The sequence below is a fragment of the Enterococcus sp. AZ078 genome, from assembly GCF_051714985.1.
Taxonomy (GTDB): domain Bacteria; phylum Bacillota; class Bacilli; order Lactobacillales; family Enterococcaceae; genus Enterococcus_B; species Enterococcus_B hirae.
Genome location: NZ_JBIOSW010000001.1, coordinates 1,749,438 through 1,767,926 on the forward strand (window position 1 = coordinate 1,749,438; position 18,489 = coordinate 1,767,926).

General features: G+C 36.7%; 16 protein-coding genes. 1 reads left to right on the plus strand and 15 read right to left on the minus strand.

Annotated elements, in window-relative coordinates; all coding sequences use genetic code 11:
- Entirely contained in the window at nt 1-738 is a 738-nt protein-coding gene (locus IGJ18_RS08055; RefSeq protein ID WP_010718943.1) for an amino acid ABC transporter ATP-binding protein, read from the plus strand.
- A gap of 267 nt (nt 739-1,005) precedes the next feature.
- Here IGJ18_RS08055 and dnaJ read toward each other — a convergent pair whose 3' ends face one another.
- The 15 genes from dnaJ to IGJ18_RS08130 all read right to left on the minus strand — a co-directional run bounded on the left by dnaJ (nt 1,006) and on the right by IGJ18_RS08130 (nt 18,366).
- Nucleotides 1,006-2,172, minus strand: coding sequence for a molecular chaperone DnaJ (gene dnaJ, locus IGJ18_RS08060; protein WP_010718942.1), 1,167 nt, complete (start codon nt 2,170-2,172; stop codon nt 1,006-1,008).
- 662 nt (nt 2,173-2,834) lie between these two features.
- Nucleotides 2,835-4,667, minus strand: coding sequence for a molecular chaperone DnaK (gene dnaK, locus IGJ18_RS08065; RefSeq protein WP_010718941.1), 1,833 nt, complete (start codon nt 4,665-4,667; stop codon nt 2,835-2,837).
- A gap of 41 nt (nt 4,668-4,708) precedes the next feature.
- On the minus strand, nt 4,709-5,272 hold the full coding sequence (grpE, locus tag IGJ18_RS08070) for a nucleotide exchange factor GrpE (RefSeq protein WP_010718940.1): 564 nt from the start codon (nt 5,270-5,272) through the stop codon (nt 4,709-4,711).
- Nucleotides 5,273-5,317: 45 nt separating this feature from the next.
- Entirely contained in the window at nt 5,318-6,361 is a 1,044-nt protein-coding gene (gene hrcA / locus IGJ18_RS08075; RefSeq protein WP_010718939.1) for a heat-inducible transcriptional repressor HrcA, read from the minus strand.
- A 246-nt stretch (nt 6,362-6,607) separates the two neighbouring features.
- On the minus strand, nt 6,608-7,774 hold the full coding sequence (hemW, locus tag IGJ18_RS08080) for a radical SAM family heme chaperone HemW (RefSeq protein WP_088744909.1): 1,167 nt from the start codon (nt 7,772-7,774) through the stop codon (nt 6,608-6,610).
- 89 nt (nt 7,775-7,863) lie between these two features.
- Nucleotides 7,864-9,270, minus strand: a complete 1,407-nt coding sequence (locus IGJ18_RS08085) for a tyrosine-type recombinase/integrase (RefSeq protein WP_438843141.1) — start codon at nt 9,268-9,270, stop codon at nt 7,864-7,866.
- A 94-nt stretch (nt 9,271-9,364) separates the two neighbouring features.
- Nucleotides 9,365-10,255, minus strand: coding sequence for a TIR domain-containing protein (locus IGJ18_RS08090; protein ID WP_438843142.1), 891 nt, complete (start codon nt 10,253-10,255; stop codon nt 9,365-9,367).
- A gap of 115 nt (nt 10,256-10,370) precedes the next feature.
- Nucleotides 10,371-10,928, minus strand: coding sequence for an EF0163 family protein (locus tag IGJ18_RS08095; RefSeq protein WP_438843143.1), 558 nt, complete (start codon nt 10,926-10,928; stop codon nt 10,371-10,373).
- Nucleotides 10,925-11,155, minus strand: coding sequence for a hypothetical protein (locus tag IGJ18_RS08100; RefSeq protein WP_438843144.1), 231 nt, complete (start codon nt 11,153-11,155; stop codon nt 10,925-10,927). The genes IGJ18_RS08095 and IGJ18_RS08100 overlap by 4 nt, the downstream gene beginning before the upstream one ends.
- A 13-nt stretch (nt 11,156-11,168) precedes the next feature.
- The gene (locus IGJ18_RS08105) at nt 11,169-12,203 is read right to left on the minus strand and encodes a phage tail tip lysozyme (RefSeq protein ID WP_438843145.1); all 1,035 of its coding nucleotides are present in this window, start codon (nt 12,201-12,203) and stop codon (nt 11,169-11,171) included.
- Between the two features lie 36 nt (nt 12,204-12,239).
- Nucleotides 12,240-14,216: a hypothetical protein gene (locus IGJ18_RS08110; RefSeq protein ID WP_438843146.1), complete on the minus strand. Its 1,977-nt coding sequence runs from the start codon at nt 14,214-14,216 to the stop codon at nt 12,240-12,242.
- A 14-nt stretch (nt 14,217-14,230) separates the two neighbouring features.
- Nucleotides 14,231-16,735, minus strand: a complete 2,505-nt coding sequence (locus IGJ18_RS08115) for an ATP-binding protein (RefSeq protein WP_438843147.1) — start codon at nt 16,733-16,735, stop codon at nt 14,231-14,233.
- A gap of 20 nt (nt 16,736-16,755) precedes the next feature.
- Nucleotides 16,756-17,145: a conjugal transfer protein gene (locus IGJ18_RS08120; protein ID WP_368024334.1), complete on the minus strand. Its 390-nt coding sequence runs from the start codon at nt 17,143-17,145 to the stop codon at nt 16,756-16,758.
- A gap of 9 nt (nt 17,146-17,154) precedes the next feature.
- The gene (locus IGJ18_RS08125) at nt 17,155-17,379 is read right to left on the minus strand and encodes a hypothetical protein (protein WP_368024335.1); all 225 of its coding nucleotides are present in this window, start codon (nt 17,377-17,379) and stop codon (nt 17,155-17,157) included.
- Between the two features lie 3 nt (nt 17,380-17,382).
- Entirely contained in the window at nt 17,383-18,366 is a 984-nt protein-coding gene (locus IGJ18_RS08130; protein ID WP_438843148.1) for a conjugal transfer protein, read from the minus strand.
- Nucleotides 18,367-18,489 lie beyond the last annotated feature (123 nt).

Below are 18,489 nucleotides of genomic sequence, written 5' to 3' on the forward strand. Positions count from 1 at the left end.
ATGGCTGAAAAAATTCTAGTTGAACATCTTGTAAAAAAATACGGTGAAAATACCGTTTTAAATGATATCAATGTTTCAATCAACGAAGGTGACGTTGTTTGTATCATCGGTCCTTCCGGTTCAGGAAAAAGTACCTTCCTACGTTGTTTAAACCGTTTAGAAGAGCCTTCAGACGGCGAAATCATCATTGACGGGGCCCACTTAATGGACAAAAACACCGATATCAATTTGGTAAGACAACACATCGGAATGGTATTCCAACATTTTAATTTATTCCCACATCTTTCAGTGCTAGAAAACATTACATTAGCACCAATGGATTTGAAAAAAGAATCAAAAGAAGCCGCTGAAAAGAAAGCAATCAAATTGCTACAAACCGTCGGCCTTGAAGATAAAAAAGACATGTATCCAGAAATGCTTTCTGGTGGACAAAAGCAACGGGTCGCTATCGCTCGTGCTCTAGCGATGAATCCTGATATCATGCTCTTCGACGAACCAACTTCTGCACTAGACCCGGAAATGGTCGGAGATGTCTTGAACGTCATGAAAAAATTAGCTAAGCAAGGGATGACGATGGTTATCGTTACACACGAAATGGGCTTTGCTAAAGAAGTTGCCAATCGTGTCATGTTTATTGATGGAGGGAATTTCCTAGAAGATGGCACACCACAACAAATCTTTGAAAATCCACAAAATGAACGAACAAAAGATTTCCTAGATAAAGTACTAGATATTTAACCTTCAGATGATGAAATTGTTAAAGACCGTTGCAAAAGGATGCCTATCCCTTGCAACGGTCTTTATTTTAAAGGCATTTATAAAATTGACAAAAAAAACTTGATTCCTTTTTGTCCTCTTCTTTCGTCCCTGCTTTAATTATTTGTTTGCCACTTTCTCCTGTCTAAATAAAAAAAGCAAATCAATAAGAGGCTGGCGATTCTCCAGCAATTAGATGTTGGTCTAACTGCCAGAGATGCTAGCTGAATTTATTGATTTGCTTTTCTTTTATTTTCTTTTCTTACCGCCAAAGGCATCTTTCACTTTATCAAAGAAGCCATCTTCTTGTTGTTCTTCTACTTTGATGCCGCCAGCTTCAGCAAAAGCACGCAATGCTTCACGTTGCTGTTCATTTAAGTTCTTCGGCGTGATCAACTTCACTTTCACATGTTGATCCCCAGTAGCTCCTCCACGAAGTTTAGGCGCTCCTTTGCCACGTAAACGGAAATTCGTTCCTGTTTGCGTACCTGCCGGAATTTTAAGTTTGACATCTCCATGAACGGTTGGCACTTTTACTTCATCACCTAAAGCAGCTTGTACAAAACTCAATGGCAATTCGTAATAGATCTCTGAACCATCACGATCGAAAATATCACTTTCTTCCACACGGAATACAACATATAGATCACCAAATGGTCCGCCGTTTTCTCCAGCTTCACCTTGACCTGCCAGACGCATTTGTTGTCCTTCTTCTACACCTGCTGGTACATTCACCTTAACAGAATGTGCTTTCTTTTCGTGACCAGAACCATGACAAGTTGGACAAGGATCTTTGATTTCTTTACCAGTACCATGACAAACGTCACAAGTTTGACGACTCATCACACGACCAAGTGGCGTTTGACGTTCCACATTGATTGTCCCTGATCCATGACACTTATGACAAGTTGTTGGTTGTGTTCCAGGTTTCGCACCATTTCCATGGCAAGTATGACAAATTTCTTCTCGGTTATACTTGATTTCTTTTTCTACGCCAAAAATCGCTTCTTCAAAAGAAAGATCGATCGTGTACTGTAAATCCGCACCCTGTCTTGGCGCATTAGGGTCTACCGTACGACCGCCACCGCCAAAGAATGAATCAAAGATATCTTCGAAGCCACCAAAACCGCCACCTGAAAAGCCGCCAAAACCACCAAAGCCGCCACCGGCTCCACCAGCGCCATAGTTTGGATCGGTACCTGCGTGTCCATATTGATCATAAGCTGCCCGTTTTTGCGGGTCACTTAAAATTTCATAAGCTTCTGATACTTCTTTGAATTTTTCTTCTGCATCAGCTTCTTTATTGATATCTGGATGATATTTTTTTGATAGCTTTCGATAAGCTTTTTTAATTTCATCTTCAGAAGCTCCTTTTGAGAGCCCTAAGACTTCGTAATAATCACGTTTTGTTGCCATAGGCTTTCCTCCTATTGGTTCTCATCATTTCCACGTCGCTTGTTATCATATCATACTTTTACGAAAACAAAAACTGCTACTTTCAAGTATTTAAAAAAGGAAGCTAGTTTAAGGATCATACCTAAGTCAAGTTTTCCAAATTGAAGGAAGAATATTCCTCAAATCTTATCTTATGACCAGATCGAACTACCTCAAAGCAACAGCTATTGTCCAAGAAATTCTCCCATTGTTCTTATGACTTCTGTTATTCAACAGGCATAATCATGCACATCAAATCTCCAAACAATAAGGTCTCTATTTTGCGCATCATTCTTGAAAAAGAACGCCCAATAACCTTTTAGGCCACGCTAAATGTAGCACTATCGGAAAATAATCCGAAGAATCTCGAAAATATGAGAATCTATTTTCGCATTCTTCGGATTATTTCTTAGAGCTGATCTCTTTTGCTAAACCTTCTTTCAAGCATTGGCACTAAAAACGAATGGTAAAGTAAATTATTGTATAAACTTCGATTCACTCGTCTTTTAGATCCTGCTTAATATTGTTTAACAACGTATTCAAAAGGTTGTATTGTATGATAACAGTCCCAGCTAGAGAAGGGGAAAACCTTCTCTACTGAAACTTGTCATTTCTACTAAACAGCTAACGATTATTTAATGAGATTATTTTTTGTCGTCTCCGTCGACTTCTTCAAAGTCAGCGTCTACTACATCATCTGCACCTGTTTGCGCTGCTTCTGGATTTTCTTGTGCTTGTTGTTGCGCAGCTTGTTCATACAATTTAACTGTCAAATTTTGCACGATTTCATTCAATGCATCACGTTTTGTTTTCATTTCTTCGATATTGTTTGCTTCAACAGCAGCTTTCAATTCATCGCGAGCTTCTTCCGCTTTTTTCACTTCTTCTGCGTCAACTTTACCTTCTAATTCTTTTAGTGTTTTGTCAACTGAGAATAGTAAAGCATCAATATCGTTACGTAAATCCACTTCTTCTTTACGTGCTTTATCTGCTTCTGCATTCGCTTCTGCATCTTTTACCATGCGTTCGATTTCATCATCAGTTAGACCTGAAGAAGATTTAATCGTGATTTTTTGTTCTTTTTGTGTACCTAGGTCTTTAGCAGAAACATTCACGATACCATTTTTATCAATGTCAAAAGTAACTTCGATTTGTGGCACACCACGTGGTGCTGCAGGAATATCTGTTAATTGGAATCTTCCTAACGTTTTGTTATCAGCAGCCATCGGACGTTCACCTTGCAAGACATGGATATCTACAGCAGGTTGATTATCTGCAGCCGTTGAGAACACTTGTGATTTACTTGTAGGGATCGTTGTGTTTCGATCAATCAATTTAGTAAAGACGCCACCCATTGTTTCAATACCTAGTGATAACGGAGTAACATCAAGTAACACAACGTCTTTGACATCACCTGTGATAACCCCACCTTGGATAGCAGCACCCATCGCTACTACTTCATCTGGGTTTACAGATTTGTTTGGTTCTTTTCCAGTTTCTTTTCTTACTGCTTCAACAACTGCAGGAATACGTGTTGAACCACCAACTAAGATAACTTCATCAATTTCAGATTGTGATAAACCAGCATCTTTCAAGGCTTGTCGTACTGGAATTTTTGTACGCTCTACTAAATCAGCGGTTAATTCATCAAATTTCGCACGAGTCAATGTCATTTCTAAGTGAAGAGGACCTGCTTCGCCAGCTGTGATGAACGGTAAGCTGATTTGTGTGCTTGATACTCCAGATAAATCTTTTTTCGCTTTTTCTGCAGCATCTTTCAAACGTTGCAATGCCATTTTATCTTGTGATAAATCAATGCCGTTTTCTTTTTTGAACTCAGCTACCATGTGATCAATGATTTTGTTATCGAAGTCATCCCCACCTAGATGGTTATCTCCAGCTGTTGATAGTACATCAAATACGCCATCACCTAATTCAAGGATAGATACGTCGAACGTACCACCACCAAGGTCAAATACTAGGATTTTTTCATCACGATCTGTTTTATCCAAGCCATAAGCAAGCGCTGCAGCAGTTGGTTCATTTACAATACGTTCAACTTCTAAGCCAGCAATTTTACCAGCATCTTTTGTTGCTTGACGTTGTGCATCATTGAAGTAAGCAGGTACAGTAATAACTGCTTTTTCAACTTTTTCACCTAGATAGTCTTCAGCGAATCCTTTGATATATTGAAGGATCATTGCAGAGATTTCTTGTGGTGTATATGATTTTCCTTCTACTTCTACTTTATAGCCTGGTTCACCGATATGGCGTTTGATCGATGAAATCGTATTTGGGTTCGTTACTGCTTGACGTTTAGCAACTTCACCCACTTGAATTTCCCCATTTTTAAATGAGACAACAGAAGGAGTTGTACGGTTACCTTCTGGATTTGCAATAATTTTTGCTTCGTTTCCTTCTAAAACAGCTACTGCTGAATTGGTTGTACCTAAGTCAATACCGATAATTTTACTCATAATTAACGTCTCCTTATCTTAGTTAATTTTATATCATGACATTATTGCGCAACAATAACCATTGTTGGTCTTAATACGCGGTCATGTAATTTGTAACCTTCTTGTAGTACTTCGACGATTGTGTCAGCTGGAAGTTCCTCAGTCGCTGGCACGGTTTGTACAGCTTGATGGAGGTTCGGATCAAAAGCCTCTCCTTTTGCTGGGATTTTTTCGATTCCTTCTTCTTTAAGTGCTTGTTTCAAGCTTTCTAGTACCATTTCGACACCTTTTTTCAAACTTGCACCCTGATCATCAGCCACATCTGTAGCCAAAGCACGCTCTAAGTTATCAATTGAAGGTAATAATTTTTTAGCAAGATCTTGTGAACGATATTTTTGTAATTGTTCACGCTCATTTTTACTTCGATTTGCAATATTTGCAATCTCAGCTCGAGCACGTAAATATTTATCTTCCAACTCTTCCATTTCAGCCTTTAAATTTAAACGCTCAAATTCTTCAGCTTCTACGTCAGAGACACCTGAGTCTTCCGTCGCTTCCGTATCGATTTCCGTATCTTCTTGAATATCCGCTACGTCTTTTTCTAACTCTTCTTTTTTTTCTTTCACAAGACACACTCCTTTTCGTTAATCAGTCAGTGATTCGTTTTCATGCTAAGATCCAGTCAAATCAATTGATCGATAATAATCAGCAAGCTTGTTCGCTAATTCTTGACGATAGACATCTACCAGACCCAACATTTTTGAATAAGGCATACTGGTTGGTCCCAACAAGGCTATTGTACCTCGACCGTGTCCAGCAATCTCGTAACTTGCTTGGATCATGCTCATATTTTGTAAAAGCTCATTTCCTAATTCAGATCCAATTTTGATGTGGATGTTACTATCCGTTGGGACGATCATTTGGGTTAATTCATAAGTATCTGTCATAAACGAAAACATCGATTTGAACTGCTCCAGATCTTGGTGGAGTTCATAATCTAGTAGATTCATTTGCCCACTTACATAAATTTTGTCTTCAAACGCATGTCCGAGTATCGTATCAAAAAGATTTGATATTCCTTCAGTTGTCTGAAAATATCTATGCAAAATCATTGGAATCTCTGTCCGCAATTTATGATAGACAGTCATCAATGGATCTCCCACCAATCGTTCATTGACAATGCGAACAATTTTTTCTAAATCTTGGCTTCCTAGATTTTCAGGAAGTGTAAAAACTTGGCTTTCTACATTTCCTTTATCGGTTACTACAATCGCAATCACTTGACGACTATTTAAAGGAACGATACGAAAACCAGTCAAACGGCGGTCTTTAATTTCTGGGCCTAACGAGAAGGTTGTGTAACTAGTCAGCTCGGATAAAATCTCAGCAGATTGTTGAATAATCTCGTTAATTTCATGAAATTCTTTGCTTAAAGACAGCCGAATCTGCTGCAGATCATCATTGGTTACACGAGCAGGTTTTAGCAAATGATCCACATAATGCCGATAACCTAATGCTGAAGGAATCCTTCCTGATGAAGAATGAGTTTTAAGTAACAACCCAGCATCTTCTAAGGCTTTCATGTCATTACGGATCGTTGCTGAGCTTGCCTTGACTCCATCTTCCATTAAGGTTTTGGAGCCAACGGGTATACCGCTACTCGTATAGTTTTGGATGATCAGACGTAAAATCTCACTTTGTCTTTGTGTTAACATCTTCTTCACCTCTCATTAGCACTCATATCTTCTAAGTGCTAACCCACTTACTAATATAGCAAGAAGCGCATAGTGTGTCAAGAAAAAGAACACCACTTTTAGCACTCTCATTTAACGAGTGCTAAAAGTGGTGTTCTCTGATAAATCCATTGATAGATCAACACGAAAGATAAATAGGTTTCTTAATACCTTCCATTATTTAATCGATCTATAAAGAAATTTAAAGGTTTTATTGACCTCTCACAACTATTTTTCAAGCAAGAAACGTTCAAATACTTCATTTCCTAGAAAAGTTCCTTTTGGCGTTAAATAAATTCGATCGGATTCATTGACCAATAATCCTTCTTTTTCTAAATCTGTCAAAACCTTTGAATAAAGCGATTCGATTGTTTGCTGATAACGTTCGTAAAAATGTTGTTTGGAAATTCCTATCTTTTTCCTTAACCCAAGAAACATTTCTTCCTCGATTTGATTTTCTCTTAAAAGTACTTCAGTTTCCAAAACAGGGAGTTCTCCTGCTCTTAATGGACGTAAATAATGTTGAATCGGTCCCTTATTACGGTATCGTTTATTCCCAAGATATCCACTTGCACCTGCGCCAAAGCCGAAATAATGATCATTGTTCCAATACATCAAATTGTGTTTTGATTCATGCCCCTCCAACCCAAAATTACTGATCTCATATTGATGACGTCCCTTTTTTTCCATTGCTTGTATGGTTTCTTCAAACATCCGCGTTTCGGTTTCTTGATCAGGCAGTTCTAAACGCCCTTGCCGCACCCAATTCATAAACATCGTTTTATTTTCTAAAATCAATGAATACAATGAATAATGGGGCAAATCAAGTGCAAGTGCTTGATTCAATGTCTCTCGATAGCCCTCTAACGTTTGTCCAGGTAACGCATAAATCAGATCAATACTCACATTCGTAAAGTTTTCTTCTTCTAAAAAACGCATTGTTTGGTAAACATCCTCTGCGGTATGTTTCCGCCCAATTTTTTTCAGCAACCGATTATCAAAAGTTTGCACCCCCATTGATAAACGATTCACTCCATAATTTTTCATGACCTGAAGCTTTTCTTTCGTTAGATCTCCAGGATTCGCTTCAACCGTAAATTCTTTTCCTTCTTTAAAAGGCAATATTTCCCTAGCGCCTGCTAACAAACGATCCAATTGCACTGCAGTCAAAGACGTAGGTGTCCCACCACCAACATACAGTGTTTCTAATTCTTTTACAGGATGTTGTTCAAGTGTGATTTCCATTTCTTTTAGAAGCATCTCGACATATTCATCTACGGGTTGACCTTCTAAAAATACTTTATTAAAGTCACAGTAATAACAGATATGCTCACAAAACGGGATATGGATATACGCAGAAACCTTTTGTTCTGCGGGATTGGTTGTTTCATTCATTAAACTAAATTCTCCTTACGTCGAAAAGTCGTACCTGTTTTCGACCACTCTTATAAAAGCATACTAACTGTATTTTCAAAACAAATCCACTAAAAAATCCAAGAATCGACTTCTTGGACTAGTTTTTCTTTGGTTGTACCAGAGACTTGGTTATAAATCTCTAGTGTGGTTTTCATATTAAAATGCCCGACACGTTCCATGATTGCCTTAATTGGCATCCCTGCCTCAGCTAGTAATGAGATATGGGTATAACGAAAAGTGTGGCTACTGAGCTGTTTTTGGAACTGTGGGTATTTTTCTTTCAAGATATCTTTGATACAGCGACTTGTTTTTTTGCTTTTTCTTCCACCGTTTAGAAATTCATTCAAGGAATGGGAAACAACTGGTGTCCCGTTTTGGGTTTGAAAAATGGTATGAGAGGAAATGTATTTCTTAGACGCAGGTACTTTGCTTTGGTAAATAGTGGTTTCTGTCCGTTGAGCGATTTGGTAACATTCTCCTATTTCTCGTTGCTTCATTTCTTTTTGGCGTAATTGATTATAGTAGATTCGATTTTGAATGATTGCTATAGAACGAGTATCGAGTCCGATTTCTCGAATAGAGCCTATCGTTTTCGGTGGATTGCGTATGTATTCTTTCACTGTTCGCCCCGCAGACACTAAACCTTCATCGATCATCAGTAATTTCCTAGAAAAATCAACCTTTTCCGTCGTTAAAGCACTGACTTCTCCAATACGTAACCCATTACGGATCATAAATTCCACGACATCTAAATACAGCTTACCCATTTTATTAATTTCTTGATTTGTTTCGTATTTTTCATTGATTGCCTGGAGTAACCAGCTGATTTCTGGTTTTTCTAAGAATTTGTTCTTCCTACGCTGAATCGCTCGAATTTTTCGATCATTGGGGATTTTTAAGACAAACTTATTTAAATCAAAAAGGATCAAATCATGACGATAACCATATGCCAGAATTTGTTTTAGAAGAGAGCCGATCTTTTCTAATGTCGCTTTTTCTAACAAGGTATTAGTCTGTTTGGAGCGAATGGATAAGATATCTGCCCATGCCTCCTCTACAACTAAAGGAGAAAGCTTCTGAAGTCGCAGATTCTCTGGGAAATGCGGTTGAAGATAGCGAGCAAGTATCTCTTTTTGGTAATGAACTGTCGTTTGTCGAACCGTTGGTGCCCAAGATTTCAACCAAAGAGCAGTCAATTCACCAAACGTTTCACAGGTATCTGTCTCAGAATAGTGAGCATTCTTTTTGACTTCTTGTTCAATTTGTTCTTTCAGATAGCGTAAAGCTTGTTTTTCAGTTTTGAAGCCTTTACGCTTCCAGTTGACACTTTTCTTTTTTGTTTTTCCTTGGATCGGATCATAGTAAATTTGGAACGTACGTAGATAGTTCTTTTTGTCAATGATCGTATAGGAGCCTCTTAGGTATGGTTTACAATCTGACGATTTCAGTGGCTTCCCTCCTTTCGCAAAAAGCACATAAGAAAAAGGAAACAAATCCTTCTCTCATGTGCTTTTTACCTTAAATTTTTTCAAATATTTATAAATCGACCCAAATCAAAACTTTCATAGATTAATCAAGTAATGGTGAAATACCGGGCTCTGCCAAATCTCCATCATTTTGTCCATCATTATTTGGAAATAATTCCTTAACTTTTTTTACAATAGCTTCTTGAGTATAAATTGAAGTTGGTAAAGCATTAAAATCAGTTAACGCTAAACTTCTATTTGCAATTTCATCAGCTGTAATATTATGCCAAATTGGTAATATAATATTTTGTCCCTCTGAACGTGAGTGACGTTGTAACAAAGATTTCAATTCATAGTTAGCCCAATATTTTTCTAAATAGGTTGGAGTCAGGAGAATTATCCCATATTTAACTGCTCTCAAATGGTTATCAATAAAATCAATTATACTTTGTCCCCAAGCCAAATCATTTTTATCAAAAACTACATCAATCCCATTTTCCTTCATCATTTTTACAAGTGAATCAGCATATTCACTGTCTTCATGTGCATAAGAAAAAAATATATCGTGATCATATTTATGATTATTCATTGAATTAGCTCCCGTAAATGAATTATCTACAGTTTTTATAATTTCACTAATACGACTTTGATTTTCACGTTGAAGTTGTTCTAACGCTTTCATACTTTCCTTGTTTCTTTCTTTTCCCAGATCTATTCTAGCTTTATTCAATTTTGCAGTAGTATCTGCAATCTTTTTATGGATGTCTGCCTGTTTCTTCTTCGCATCAAATATTTTTTTATTTTCACTTTCTATCTGTCTACTATACATTTTTATTTGCGAAGAAGATTTAGAATTTGATAGTCTAGGATTAAGCTGACTAATTTTTTTTAATGCATCACTTTCCTTTTTAACAGCTGAGGTCAAGTCCTTATTTAATCGTTCTAAATCCCTAGTATATTGTCTTTCTCTTGATTCCAAAGAAGATACACTCATATTTATTCTCCTATCCATCCTATACTTTTTATAGCTAATAAAATTATATCGTAAATTTTTATAAAATATGAAACTTTTTTACACTAGAGAGTATGAAAAGTATATTATTCCAGTTTTAATACTCCCTCTTCAAGGTATTATAAGTCATCTCTTCTATCTTTCCATCTTTAACTTTTGCTAGTAATAAAATACGAATGGGTGAACCGTTCTGAATACAATCTAATAATACTGCATACTCCTCTTGGTCATTTTGGTAGATCGCCGTGACTTTACCTTCACTGCCTAAAGCATTTCCTGTTTTGATATCAATGCCGTTCATTTTGATACATTCTTCCGTCATTAGATCTTTTAATTGCTCGTTCCGATGGTTAAGATTTTTAAAATTGGCATAAGCTTCACCGTACTTTTCAAGTAACTGCGTATGGTCTTCTTTTTCCTTTGATACTGTTGTTTGTTTGTTGTCTGCTTGTTTGTCATTTTGGTTAGTTGATTTAATTGCCTTCTTTTTTTCATGGCTCGGTTTTGTCCCATTGTTATCGACCGCTTCCATATCCATCATCTGGATATCCTCTGCAGTCGTTGTCGCTTCCTGGTTCTTTTCTAATTGAACACAGCCACTTAATGCTCCTGAAATCATGATTAAACACACCATCCATAAATATTTCTGTTTCATGACCTTACCCGCTTTCTTTGATTCACAGCCACACGTACCATTTCTTTAGCAAAAACGATCTGAGAAAAACGACCTGGTGAAAATTTTATTTTATATTCTTTGTTTTTCACAGAAACCAAATAACCATCCTCAAATCTACGTACCGCAAATTCATGTTTTCGGCACTGAAATCTCTCACAAATTTTTTTGATTTGTCTTCTTGTCAATCCTGCATGTGTTAAAAACATCTTGATTCTCCTTTTATTTTTTTCTAACGACACTGGCAATTCGAGTAAATTCTTTGCCCCACGTTCTTGAATAACGAGCACAAATTTGCCCTTGCTCAGCATTTTGTTCATAGGTGGTAAACGCTCTTTCACTTTCCACACTTGCAATTATGCCCGTATGTCCATAAACTCCTGGCGAAAGCGCTTGCCCTGCATACCAGTTTATCACATCTCCTGCTTTAATCTCGCTTGGCTTAGGATCGAATACGACTTCCCAACCATATTTTTCCCAGTTGTAATCACGACCTATTGATTCCGCATACATAAATCCTGACCCCATCATGACTGGTCCACCTAATTTTTGGACATAATAGGCGGTTAACCCGTAACATTGTCCACCATTGATTGTTTGCCCCATGACCGCTTCTAAAAGATCAATTTTACCGCCCCCAATATTTGTAGATCCACTGCCGAGAGAACCTTCAAAAAGTCGTTTGTACCATTGATTGGCACTAATTTTCCGTTTGGTTTGTTCTAAAAGATCATCTTTGGTTCCAGCACGTTCCCAATAGTTTAAAATATCGACAGCTAAACCATCGATACTTGTTCCGTTTGCCATATTTTTTAATAACTCACTATCGGAGCTATCATGATTCCAGGCATAATTTAACTGCAGTTCAATACTTTGCCATTCCTTGTTTTCTTTTTTCGCCAGATTTAATAAGTTCACTCTTCTACCTGAATCCCACTGTGCCAATCCTATACCATAACCTCCAATTTTCGGATTATATGCCCAAAGATCATTGAAAGGTAAATCACTTTGGATACGAGAAGGGATCAATCCACTTTCATGTTCCATATTACCGATCCAAGCTACCGCAAATTCTTTCGTTCCACCTTGTTCCAGGACAAATTGGGCAACAGCCAATGCCACTTGTTCTTGCGGTGTCGTTGGTTCAAACTCAGAAGTATCACCGTTTTGATTAGTGGAAAAGATAACGAGAAACAGTAGAAAAGGAACTAGAAATAGAAAAAGCATAGCCATAAGTAAATACGCAATTTTTTTCATTTCTTTCCTCTTTTCTAAAAAAGAAGACTGATCAATTTACCAGTCTTCCATTTTTTCACCTATCGATTTTTCCTTAATCTCATCAAAAAAGCTTGCTTCTGCTTCTAAACCTTTAAGATTATTGTCTTCTTGGTTGATTCCATTGATTAATGGTTCATAATTTGCTAGAAATTCTTGATCTTGTTCTTGATCAAAATAGGCTTTTTCAGCTTGCGCAAATGCAAGTTCATCCAAGTTATCCACGGTCACATTTAGATTATCCATCATTTCAGGATTCTGTGGTTCATCAAACTCCTCTTTCGCCTCTTTCTCACCTTGCTCAATCGTAGCTAATGTTTCGGTGTCGATTGCTAATTCTGGTTCTGGCGGTAGCTCTTGTTCCAGTGGTTCAAGAGTTAGCTCATCTGATTCTGCCAATGAACGATCTTCTGGATCTTCTATAGGAATTTCCGTTAATATATCTGCCATTGCTTTATCATCGGAAGGCTCCTCAATGATTGATTCTTCCTTTTCTGATTGCTCATTGGCATCTTTCTCTTCATTGGCTTCTTGATAGATAGAAGACTCTATTCCTTCATTTTCACCTTGCTTAAATAAAGATTGAATGCCTGGCTTTACCCCAGTAAATTGTCCATTTTCATCAACAAAATGTTCTTTACCTAAGTTTAAGGCTTTATCTGGCAAAATAGCACTCGCCCCATTTAAAGCCATTCCTAAGTTGCCAGTATATGCTCCTGTCGCCATCTGTGCGGTTCCTACACCAATTTCACCGATCCGTTCTGCTCCTGCTCTCATTTTTTCATTCACTTGTTTTTCAAAGATTGGCTGTTGGATTTGACCGTCTGAGAAGAAACGTAAAATTCGATAACGATTTTTCCATAGTGTCTTGATTACCACGATTTTTACCACGATCATCATTAATCTTGTTCCTAATAAAACAATACCACCTGATAGAACGTTGATTAAACTTTCATTGACTGTTTCCGCCACATTTAAAAATACTTGATCCACTAATTGATTCATCCAAAAGAGTACCGAAAGAAAGACACCGTAAACGACTGGCATAAAGGAAACGCCAACAAGTGCCTTAAAGAATTTAAAAAGCAACATTTGACAACGTGGAAAAAAGGAAGCTAGTGCGATAACTGGAAATGCAAGAATTAATAGATTAATCATCATTTGTATCACCGTCAGCATTATACTCACGTATAAACTAGGTAAGGCTAATACAATAAGATTGAATACACCAATCCAAATGGCAAAACTCTTTTCCATCGTTTTTACTCCATCTTGGGCAAAGTAGGAATTTTCCTTTTCTAAGGAAGCAATATATTTTTCACGTTCTTTCTTGAATTTTTCTTTTCCATTTTCTGATAAACCAGGCTCTTGTAATAATTTTGTCTCATCTAGTTTTTCTCCATTTTCCATGGTGCCATCTAAAGAACCACTATTCACGTAGTTAAAAGTTTGTTGAATGGTTGCATCAAATATCGTACTTTGATTTGAACCTATTTCATAACTTGTGCCAGATAGAAAATTACTGCGAATTGACGTAGCCATGCTATTTAGCGATTTCACGACAAAGATTGGTACGTCATGTTGTTGTGCGTGATTGTTAGCGATACTTATTTGACTAAACCAACCAAAAAACAATAAAAAAACCACTAGGTAATGCAATAAAGCTTTAGAGAAATTATGGCGATTGGAAAAGAAATTGACTAATAAATAATAGGCACTCACAATCATTGCTAAGCCCATCAACGTTCCAGAACCAAAACGAGTACCGCCAAAATTCTTTAAAATTTCTACTGACATCTCATAAGCTTCTGTTTGTTTCGCAATAAAAAAATCTGATTGATTCAATACACTTTCACAAAATAGAAAGAAAGAGACACATAGCTTCAATATAAAAAAAGGAACGCCCACAAAAAACCAGTTCACAGCTTGCCAACCTTTATCCAACAAACCGCCACCAGCCATATAAGCATCGTAGCTATCAATTAAATACTTCATTCTTTACCTCCTTCCTATAAAGCAAATCGATTTTCCATCACTGAAGCATCTGAATCATCGACTGTTTTAAATAATTCTAGCCATTCTTCAAATAATACATGAACCACCACACGGTTCACTTGATTGAACATGTCTTTTAACAAACACTGCCCTTGAACCATATTGGAAACCCACTTCATGTTCTGCTCATTATTAGGTAAATTTAAGTAATCTAAAATTCCTTCACGATTTTGAACTTCATCAAAACAAATCACCGTTCCAAATCCTGTGCCATCTTCTTTATCATCTAAATCATTAACAGATTGTGTGATCAATACTAAGAAATTATTGAAGGATCGCCCAATCCGTTTCATAGACTTCAAAATGGCTTTCCCTTCTGGAGACGATTGGAAGATCCAACTCTCATCAAAAAAGGTGACCGTTTCCTGTTTGGGATTACGTGACCCAAATTTTGAACAAAACGTTCCTAACGCAAACATCAAAGTAACGGATAATCGCTTGTTTTCATCCATGTGTTCATTCTTATCAGTCGGCAAATCTAAGTCTTCAATTTCTAAAATCGTGACTTTCTTATCAAAGGAAAGACCTGGTACTTCTCCATGAGAGAAAGCTAATTCTAAAATTGATCCCCGTATCGTTGATATCAAAAAGCGCCCCATATCCTTAACATCAGGTATTTCACTTTGAGCTAAACGTTCAATCACATGCCAAAACCCTACTTTTTTTCCTATTTTTCGTTCATTGACTACCTCTGCAATGGTTTCGTTAATTTCAGTTTTTTGTTTTAAGTTCCAGGTTCCCTCATAAATATTGGTCAACATCGCTTTTGCCGTAGCAATCGCTTCCGTCTCATCAAATAAGACAATTGGATCTAACACACCGCTATTTTTTTGATCACGAACATCCAAGGTCACAAAATTAAAAGAACGAACAAATTCAGCATCTAAAGGATAATTTTTTTGATACAGCGGATCGTTGATTGTCCGCATAAATTGTCGACGCATTTCTTTTTTCGGATCGATATATAAAACATGATCTTTTAAGGTGGCACATTCCATAAACAACTTTTTAGCAGTCACTGATTTTCCGTTCCCCGTATCCCCAGTTAGTGCCCAATGAGGATTGTTAGTTTTTTTACCGATCACATCTTGTTTGTTCGCTAAGAACATATTCATATAGATCAGATTTTTCGAGTTTAAAAGCACGCTTTGTCGATCTTCTTTTTCTTCTAAGGTGGTATCTACTCGACCAAAGTAATATCCTAAATTGGTACCTGCTTTTAAAGAAGTAAAGAAATTCAATTCTGCAAAAGTTTCTAAGGTTGTTGTATGTTGCCAACGCTTATCTTTAAACCGCATAAAGTTACCAAACAAGGTAGTCTGAAATAGATAAGGATCATCGAAAGTTGCCTTAATCAATGGAATCCCTAAACTATCAAAACGATTAATTAGATATTTTTTACGTGCCTGCATTTGCTTTTTAGTACTGCCACACACGACCAAAACCGCTGTCCAGTCAATAATGTCAATGCCATCATCAATTTTTTGGTCTAAATCATCTAAAGCGAGTTGTCCTTCAACAATTTTTCTTTTTTGTTTCGATCCTGCCAAGTGAGCTTCTTGCATGATATTTTTTGTTCGAGTTCGTGCACGTGACGAACGCCCCGAAAGAGCTAATTGACCTTTGCTTTCAGCAAAACTTGCTTGCAATTTCACTTCCACAGGAAAAGGCATTTTTTGGACAATTTCTAATAAATGATTGCCATCAAGAAATACGCCAATATCACCAACAGGTAGGTATGAAACATAACTTTCACCAAACTCACAATTAAAATGTAATCCTCCTTGAAAAATTGATTTAATTTTTGTTGCCATTAAATTGTCTAAATTTTGGCTAGCTAAGATATCTTGTTTTTCATGAGGAATGTTTTTTAAAAATTGATAGGCTTGGTAGTAATACAGTTCATCTTCTGACAAGCGTTCAACTAATAGTTCCGATAAATTTTGGTAGACTTCCATTTCCTGTTCCTGGAACTCTTGGTACCAAGTCTCATTTAATTCAATCGCAAATCCTAAACCCGTAATGATTCTCTCAGTCGCATGGTTCACTGCTTTTGAAATATTTTCTCTCAGGTCAATCGCAATTTCTTTTTTTACTAAAGGCACGCCAATAATCCAAGCATATTCATAAACCATTCCCATTTCCTTTTCTAAAGTCACAGCGGTTTTCATTAGTTTGTCAATAGCAACCGCATAGTTTTTAGGGTCAACCAGGGAGCGCATGGCTCCCATCTTCCCTCGAATATCCGCATTCACTGGTAAAAGATTGATTTCAAATCCTTCTCCATTTTTCAGGCGTTTCAATGCACGTGCTACTTTTTTCTTGGTTTTTTGTTTCTTTTCAAAATCCGTCAGCATGACTGTTTCCGAACGGATTCGATAGTAAGCAATCGCTTGTTTTTCTTGTGTTAGAATGACATTCTTATGGGTATATTCCAACAAAGGGTATTCTAAATGCATGTCATCTTCCTTTCTATTTTTTATCGTCTAAATGAAAATTCTGTTGTTTCATGGATTCGCTCGAATCCTATCATTGGTCGTTGATCCATCACATCGTTTTTGAAGTAAAGAAGCATATCTTTTAAATAAACATTGGCTGTTTTACCATCTAATTCCGTTTCTGCATACCAACGTGCTATTTTATTGGGAAAATATAGCATGAGTAAAAAATTAAAATTAATATTAAAAAATGTTGGTAAGGGCATTTTTTGCCAAAAACAGCCAAAGATCACTAATCCTAAAATCAGCGTGAGTAGATAGGAAAGACTCAAAGGTTGTGCAAAGACCCACAGTGTTTTCCCTTTTGGGGATCGAATAACTTGAATGGAATAGGGCGCTTTTAATCCACGTGCATAATCATAATGATTCATTTCTCACCCTCACATCTTGATTCCAAATAACCCAAGAAACCACTTCATGACTGTAAAAATATTATTTCCTTGATTCGTCGCAAAATCGTTTAAAATCAATGCGATCAAAATCACTGAACCAATTTTCAACCACTCTGCCCCACGCCAATGTTTAAAAATTAGCACAATCACCGCAAAACTTAACAACGTAATAAAACCTGACTTCATAAAACTATCTAAATTCGAGACATTCATAATTTAATTTCCTTCCTTTTCTGTAAAATAATGTTTTAATGTATTCACAAAATATGAATTTTCCGTTTGACTTAACCAGAGAGTAAAGTCTTCAGTGTGCACAAGACCAGTTGTTTTGTCAGCAAACGATACTGACACTTGAACGCCTTGTACACCTTTTTGTTTTGTTTCAAAATAACGTATATCATTTTGTTTTAACTCCAAGAACGTAGTGTCTCCTGTCGTTATGACTGGCTCTTTCATTAACAACATGAGTTCCTGTTTGTTTGCCGTTGCATATTTTTCAAAAAATAGCTTCAAGAATTTTTCAACATTAACTTTTTCATCTGTTGTTACTTCTACTTCTTTTCCATCTTGTTGCATTGGCTCAGTTTTTCCTTGTGGCAAAGTCGTTCCTAGAAAATAAGGACGACCAACGATTGAAAAGAGGTTCTTTTGGGTTTTGATCGGTAAAACCATTTCTTGATTTAATTGTTCTATTTTGTCTTTTTGTTTACTCTCATACGAAACATTTAAATAAACTAAGAGACAGTCCTTTTCTGTTAACACTCTACTTAAGGAATCCTCTTTCAACTGACGTACAATTTCTAATTGTTGATTACTACTTTCATCAATGGATTCGACATCAATTGATAAATAATTTGACAAACGTTTTAAACGCTCGCTTTTTTCTTCTTCACTTGCTGTAGTATCCATATTCAAGTACTCTTTAGCAAAACTGGTGACATAAAAAGAAAGCGCTGAATAATCATACGCTTCTTCATGACTTACTCCTTGTTTTTTAAGAATAGCTAATTGATCCACTTGTTTGGATAGTTGATCAAAATTTGTTGCCACAACATTTGCTCGAATTACTCCAATAGTCGAAGCGATCACCAGCAAACAAACCCCAGTAAAAACCACTTTATTCGCTTTTTGTTGTGACATTTTTTTCACTTTAGGACGTTTCTCTTTTTTCTCCTTTTTCTTGATCTTTTTTAAATTCATAGTTCCTCCTGGTTTCTTATTTTTAGGCAAAAAAAATAGACCTAGTTATACTTGAATTTCCAAGGAAATAACTAGGTCTATATGCTATAATAGTTGAGACAGTAAAGTTTAATGACGGTGGCT

What these genes read in the sequence shown, in the direction of transcription:
- dnaJ (WP_010718942.1), bottom strand. Translation starts at nt 2,172, where the DNA reads ATGGCAACAAAACGTGATTATTACGAAGTCTTAGGGCTCTCAAAAGGA.
- IGJ18_RS08115 (WP_438843147.1), bottom strand. Translation starts at nt 16,735, where the DNA reads ATGCATTTAGAATACCCTTTGTTGGAATATACCCATAAGAATGTCATT.
- IGJ18_RS08095 (WP_438843143.1), bottom strand. Translation starts at nt 10,928, where the DNA reads ATGAAACAGAAATATTTATGGATGGTGTGTTTAATCATGATTTCAGGA.
- IGJ18_RS08120 (WP_368024334.1), bottom strand. Translation starts at nt 17,145, where the DNA reads ATGAATCATTATGATTATGCACGTGGATTAAAAGCGCCCTATTCCATT.
- IGJ18_RS08055 (WP_010718943.1), top strand. Translation starts at nt 1, where the DNA reads ATGGCTGAAAAAATTCTAGTTGAACATCTTGTAAAAAAATACGGTGAA.
- IGJ18_RS08090 (WP_438843142.1), bottom strand. Translation starts at nt 10,255, where the DNA reads ATGAGTGTATCTTCTTTGGAATCAAGAGAAAGACAATATACTAGGGAT.
- hemW (WP_088744909.1), bottom strand. Translation starts at nt 7,774, where the DNA reads ATGAATGAAACAACCAATCCCGCAGAACAAAAGGTTTCTGCGTATATC.
- IGJ18_RS08110 (WP_438843146.1), bottom strand. Translation starts at nt 14,216, where the DNA reads ATGAAGTATTTAATTGATAGCTACGATGCTTATATGGCTGGTGGCGGT.
- IGJ18_RS08100 (WP_438843144.1), bottom strand. Translation starts at nt 11,155, where the DNA reads ATGTTTTTAACACATGCAGGATTGACAAGAAGACAAATCAAAAAAATT.
- IGJ18_RS08105 (WP_438843145.1), bottom strand. Translation starts at nt 12,203, where the DNA reads ATGAAAAAAATTGCGTATTTACTTATGGCTATGCTTTTTCTATTTCTA.
- dnaK (WP_010718941.1), bottom strand. Translation starts at nt 4,667, where the DNA reads ATGAGTAAAATTATCGGTATTGACTTAGGTACAACCAATTCAGCAGTA.
- IGJ18_RS08130 (WP_438843148.1), bottom strand. Translation starts at nt 18,366, where the DNA reads ATGAATTTAAAAAAGATCAAGAAAAAGGAGAAAAAAGAGAAACGTCCT.
- IGJ18_RS08125 (WP_368024335.1), bottom strand. Translation starts at nt 17,379, where the DNA reads ATGAATGTCTCGAATTTAGATAGTTTTATGAAGTCAGGTTTTATTACG.
- hrcA (WP_010718939.1), bottom strand. Translation starts at nt 6,361, where the DNA reads ATGTTAACACAAAGACAAAGTGAGATTTTACGTCTGATCATCCAAAAC.